Annotated in this window: 5 protein-coding genes; all 5 read left to right on the top strand. The window is 64.2% G+C overall.

The window, feature by feature from the left end:
• Positions 1–1,450: hypothetical protein (locus EN925_RS22230; protein ID WP_245487264.1), on the top strand; the 1,450-nt coding region annotated here is incomplete at its 5' end.
• Positions 1,451–1,578: 128 nt separating this feature from the next.
• Positions 1,579–2,883, top strand: a complete 1,305-nt coding sequence (locus tag EN925_RS22225; protein ID WP_013528442.1) for an ABC transporter substrate-binding protein — start codon at positions 1,579–1,581, stop codon at positions 2,881–2,883.
• 179 nt (positions 2,884–3,062) lie between these two features.
• Positions 3,063–3,944: a branched-chain amino acid ABC transporter permease gene (locus EN925_RS22220; RefSeq protein ID WP_013528443.1), complete on the top strand. Its 882-nt coding sequence runs from the start codon at positions 3,063–3,065 to the stop codon at positions 3,942–3,944.
• Positions 3,941–4,903: a branched-chain amino acid ABC transporter permease gene (locus EN925_RS22215; RefSeq protein WP_127369370.1), complete on the top strand. Its 963-nt coding sequence runs from the start codon at positions 3,941–3,943 to the stop codon at positions 4,901–4,903. Before EN925_RS22220 ends, EN925_RS22215 begins: the two co-directional genes overlap by 4 nt.
• Positions 4,900–5,252, top strand: a 353-nt coding sequence (locus EN925_RS22210; protein WP_164894325.1) for an ATP-binding cassette domain-containing protein, incomplete at its 3' end; no start/stop codon positions are given. The genes EN925_RS22215 and EN925_RS22210, both read left to right, overlap by 4 nt.

Below are 5,252 nucleotides of genomic sequence, written 5' to 3'. Positions count from 1 at the left end.
GCGAAGAGCCGGGTCCGGCAGGACAGAGGGGGGCGCCGCAGGGTGCCGTCATCTATCGTTGGCATTGTTGCTTACAGCCGTATCGCTCGTATTGCCCGCCCCCGCCTGCGCACACGCCTCCGATCAGGGCCACGTCCTGCTGTTGCCGACCGGCTACTATCTGGTTGGAGGCGCTTTCGCCGTGGCGATCAGCTTCCTCGTCCTGGCGCTGCTGCCGGCGGCTTCGCTTGACCGCTTCTGGCGCCGACGCCTGCCGCTGTTCACCTTCGGCGACAGCGCCCGCGCCGCCATCAGCCTGATATCCTTTGCCGGCTTTGCAATTCTCATTGCCGCCGGCCTGTTCGGCAGCCGCGACCCACTCTCCAATCCGCTGCCGCTGCTGATCTGGACACTGATGTGGGCCGGCCTCACGCTGCTGCAGGGCGTCTTCGGCGACCTCTGGTCGTGGCTCAATCCCTGGTACGGGCCCTGGCGTCTGATCTCACGTCTCTTGCGCGCGGGCGATGAAGGGATACCGCGGCTTCCCCGATGGCTCGGTTGCTGGCCAGCGTTCATCCTGTTTTTCGCCTTTGCCTGGTTCGAACTCATCGATCCGGCGCCCGACGATCCGGCGCGGCTGGCATATGCTGCCGGCTTCTATTGGCTGCTCACCCTCATTGCCATGCTGGCATTCGGCTATCGCGGCTGGAGCCGCGGCGGAGAATTCCTGACGGTCTTCTTCTCCATGGTGGCGCGCTTCGCGCCCATCGAGCGCAACGACGCCGGCCGGCTCGCGCTCTGCTGGCCCGGCGCCAAGCTGCTTGCCGCCGAACCGTTGCCGCCCAGCGGCATCGCCTTCCTGTTGCTTGCGCTGTCGTCGGTGTCCTTCGACGGCCTGTCCAAAACCTTCTTCTGGCTCGGCCTGTTCGGCATCAACCCGCTCGAATTTCCCGGCCGCACGGCGCTGATCGGCAGCGGCACTTTCGGGCTGATCCTGACATTCGCGCTGCTGGCGGCGGTGTTCCTGCTTGCCGTCTGGCTCGGCCAACGTCTTGCCGGCAGCGACCACATTCTTAACCAGGCGGCCGGTCAGCTGGTGTGGTCGATCGTGCCGATCGCGCTTGCCTATCACATTGCGCATTATCTGACGGCGCTGCTCGTCGACGGCCAATATGCGCTTGCGGCACTTTCCGATCCGTTCGCGATGGGCTGGAACCTGTTCGGCACCGCCGATATGCAGATTGAGGCCGGCATCGTTGCGGGGGCGGACTCTGCGTGGTGGCTGTGGAATATCCAGGCCGGCGCCATCATCCTGGGCCATGTGCTCGCCGTCCTCGTCGCTCACGGCTTCGCCTGGCGCCTGCACCCACAGCCCTCCCGCGCGGCCCTCAGCCAGTTCCCGCTTACCTTGCTGATGATCGCCTACACCGTCTTCGGCCTCTGGTTGCTTGCCACGCCGACTGTCGGATGAGAAAAGGCGACCAGCATGCCTTCGGGGAAAGCCCGCTTGCCACGTCGGGGCTTTGGTGATTTAGTTTGTACACATGCGATTTTTTGCCTCGTTGCAGCCAGTCAAAACTCAAAAACAGGGGAACTGCCGTGACTGACAAGAATGGGTTTTTCGATCTCTCCAGATCCACGCTCACCCGCCGCACCGCACTGAAAGGTCTGGCCGCAGGCGCCGGCCTCGGCCTTGCCCCTGGCTTCGTCCGCTATTCCCAGGCGCAGAGTTCGGCGCCGATCAAGATCGGCTTCCAGTCGCACCGCACCGGCATCGGCGCTGCCTATGGCCGCTGGTACGAAAAGACGACAGCTGCCGCAGTCAAGGCGATCAATGCAGCCGGCGGCATCAATGGCCGCCAGGTCGAGGTGATCATCGAGGATGACGGCACCGATCCCGGCCGTGGCGCCGAGGTGGTCGGCAAGTTCGCCACCCAGCACAAAACCGACATCGTCTTCGGCACGCTGTTCTCGCATGTCGTCATCGGCTCGGCGCCCGCCGCCGGCGAAAACAAGATGCCCTATTTCGTCGTCAGCGAAGGCCATCACGTCGCCTCGACCAAGCTGAACCGCTATGTCTTCCAGCCCGGCATCACCGACGTGAAGAGCCAGATCCAGTCGATGGCGCCGTGGATCGCGGCTAACGCCGGCAAGAAGGTGACGCAGATCTTCCCGGATTTCGCCTTCGGCTACGACCACCGCGACTACCTGCCGCCGGCGCTGAAGGCGCAAGGCGGCGAGGTCATCGCGCAGATCGCCATCCCGCCGACGGAATCATCCTTCACCAAGTATTTTCCGCAGATCCCGGCCGAGACCGAGGTGATCTACCACGTCATGGTCGGCCCGGCCGTGCTCACCTTCGTCAAGGAGCTTGGTGAGTTCTACGGCTCCAACCGGCCGCAACTGTTCGGCTTCATCGATTCGCTCGAAGCCACCGACATCAACAGCCCCGGCCTCGAATTCCTCGATGGCAGCCATTTCTGGGAAGGCTCGCCGCGCTATGCGCAGGCCGATGATTCCGAGGCGCAGAAGGCCTATCGCGCTGCTGTCGGCATCGACGACAATGGCGCCGCCGTCGGCGACCCCAAGGACGTCTCCACCGCCGCCCACATGTTCGGCTGCTGGGAAACGCTCTACGTCGTCAAGAAGGCGATGGAGGACGCCGGCTACAAGGGACCGGAAGACCGCGCCAAGCTGGTCGAGGCGACCGAGGCGCTGACCGAATTCGCCGAAGGTCCGGAACATCCGCAGGGACCGAAGACCTTCAACGGCAAGATCCACCAGTGCTTTGGCATCCAGAACATCTCCAAGATCGAAGGCGGCAAGCTCAAGGTCGTGCACAAGACCAAGATCGAGGACGGACTTTACGAGGCCGAAGGGGATTACACGACGCAGGCGCTGTGAGCTGCTCCAGCACAAGCGTGAGCGCCAGGCCGCCCCCCTCTGTCCTGCCGGACCCGGCCCTTCGCTGTCGCTCCGGGCGTTCGTCGTTCGGAAAGCCAAGCAATTGGCTTTCCGTCCGCTGCGCGGACCACTCCTCACCCCCCGCAGGGGCGCGATTGCGCTATCGCTGAGCGTGTAGCATGCACTTCGGTCCCCACCTCCTCCTCGCCGCCCTCGAAGGCCTCGTCACCTCAGCCGTGCTGGCGCTGACCGCGCTCGGCCTGTCCTTGGTGTTCGGCGTCATGCGGGTGGTCAATGTCGCGCATGGTGAGTTCTTCATGCTGGGCGCCGTGCTCGCCTGGGCGATCACCACAGCCATTGGCGGCCACCCCGCGCTCGGCTTCCTGGCCGCACTTGTGATTGCTCCGCTGATCGTCGGCGCCATTGCGCTGGTCGCCGAACGGCTGGTGCTGCGCCGGCTCAACTACAATCCGGAAGCCACCATCGTCGCCACCATCGGCATGCTTTACATCATCCAGCAGCTGGCGCTGACCTTCTACGGTCCGGAGGCGCGGCCGGTGGAGCCGCCGTTCAGCTACCGTATCCTTTTGCCGTGGTTCGGCTACTCCGGCTACAAACTGTCTGTCATCGCCGCCTCCGCGCTGCTGCTCACCGCGACATGGCTGGTGCTGACGCGCACCAGGATCGGCCTCGTCATGCGCGCCACGCAGTATGACAGCGAGACGGCGCAGGCCTTCGGCATCCCCGTCGGCCGCGTCTATGGCGGCGTCTTCGCGCTTGGCGCCATGCTGGCGGCCATTGCCGCAGTGCTGATCGTGCCGATCAGCCAGGCGCATTATCTGATGGGGCAGGACCCGCTGCTGCTCTCCTTCATCGTCGTCATCATCGGCGGCCTCGGCTCGCTGCGCGGCACGGTCGTCGCCGCCGTGCTGATCGGTCTCTCCGACGGCATCATCTCGATGTTCTTCTCGCCGACGCTGGCCAAGATCATCGCCACGCTGCTGGTCGCCATGGTGCTGGTGTTCCGTCCGCAAGGCTTGTTCGGGACGAGGTCGCGATGAGCGAAGCTTCGCCGGTAAAAGCCTATGCCCTGCATCTCGGCGTCGTCGGGCTGCTTTTCGTGCTGAGCTTCCTGCTGCCGGAATACTATCACGGCCTGCTCGCCCGCATCATGGTGCTGGCGGTGTTCGCCATGGGCTACAACATGCTGTTCGGCTATGTCGGCCTGCTCAGCCTCGGCCATGCCATGTTCTTTGCCGCCGGGCTCTATGGCGCCGGCCTTGCAGTCATCCAGCTCGGCTGGAGCGTACCAGCGGCGTTCGCCGCCGGGCTTGCCTGTGGTGTTGTTGTGTCACTCGTGATCGGCCTGCTGGCGCTGCGCACCACGGGCGTCGCCTTCATGATCGTCACCATGATGTTCGCGCAAGTGTTCTACCTCCTCATCCTCTACTTCGCGACGTGGACCGGCGGCGACCAGGGCATGGTCGTGACGCAGCCGGCCCGTGTGCTCACCTTCGGCGCGACGTCGCTCGAGCTCACCAATCCGACCGTTCGCTACATGACGGCGCTGGCGCTGTTTTCGATCGTGCTTCTCGTCACATTGGCCATCGTCCGCTCCCGGTATGGCCGCGTGCTGGTCGCCATCCGCGAGAACGAAGAGCGGACGAAGATGCTGGGATACGACACTTTCTCCAACAAGCTCGCCGCCGTCGTCATCTCCGGCATCATCTGCGCCGGCTCGGGTGCCGCCTATGCGCTGCTGTTCGGCTATGTCGGATCGAGCTTCGCGTCGGTGCAGTATTCGATCCTGCCGCTGCTGTGGGTGCTGCTGGGCGGTGCTGCAACAACGCTCGGGCCGCTGATCGGCACGCTGTTCATGTACTATGTCATCGATATCACCAGCGGCTACACCTCCGCCTATCTGCTGATTGTGGGCATCGCGCTGATCCTGCTTGTGCTGTTTTTCCCCAAAGGCATTCTGGGCAGCATTAGGCAGCGCTGGCTCGGGTGGCTGCCATGATGCCGCTTTTGACCACCAAGGGCCTTTCTCGCGACTTCGGCGGCCTGCGTGCCGTCGACCGTGTGGATTTCTCCTTGATGCCGGGCGAAATCCGCGCCGTGATCGGCCCCAATGGAGCGGGGAAGACCACCTTCGTCAGCCTGGTCAGCGGCCGCATCCAGCCGTCTGCCGGCATGATCGTCTTCGACGGCGCCGACATCACCAATCTGCCTGCCTATGTCAGGGTCCGCAGGGGGATCGCCTACACCTTCCAGCTCACCAGCGTCTATGCCAACCTGTCCGTCTACGCCAACGTCGCGCTGCCCGCGCAACTGACGCTGCGGCATGGCAGCCATTCCAGGAGCGCGAT

Source organism: Mesorhizobium sp. M7A.F.Ca.US.006.04.2.1 (genome assembly GCF_004022915.1).
Classification (GTDB): domain Bacteria; phylum Pseudomonadota; class Alphaproteobacteria; order Rhizobiales; family Rhizobiaceae; genus Mesorhizobium; species Mesorhizobium ciceri.
Note: the sequence above shows the minus strand (reverse complement) of the source record. Positions and strands in the feature narration are given on the sequence as shown.

What these genes read in the sequence shown, in the direction of transcription:
- EN925_RS22215 (WP_127369370.1), top strand. Translation starts at nt 3,941, where the DNA reads ATGAGCGAAGCTTCGCCGGTAAAAGCCTATGCCCTGCATCTCGGCGTC.
- EN925_RS22220 (WP_013528443.1), top strand. Translation starts at nt 3,063, where the DNA reads ATGCACTTCGGTCCCCACCTCCTCCTCGCCGCCCTCGAAGGCCTCGTC.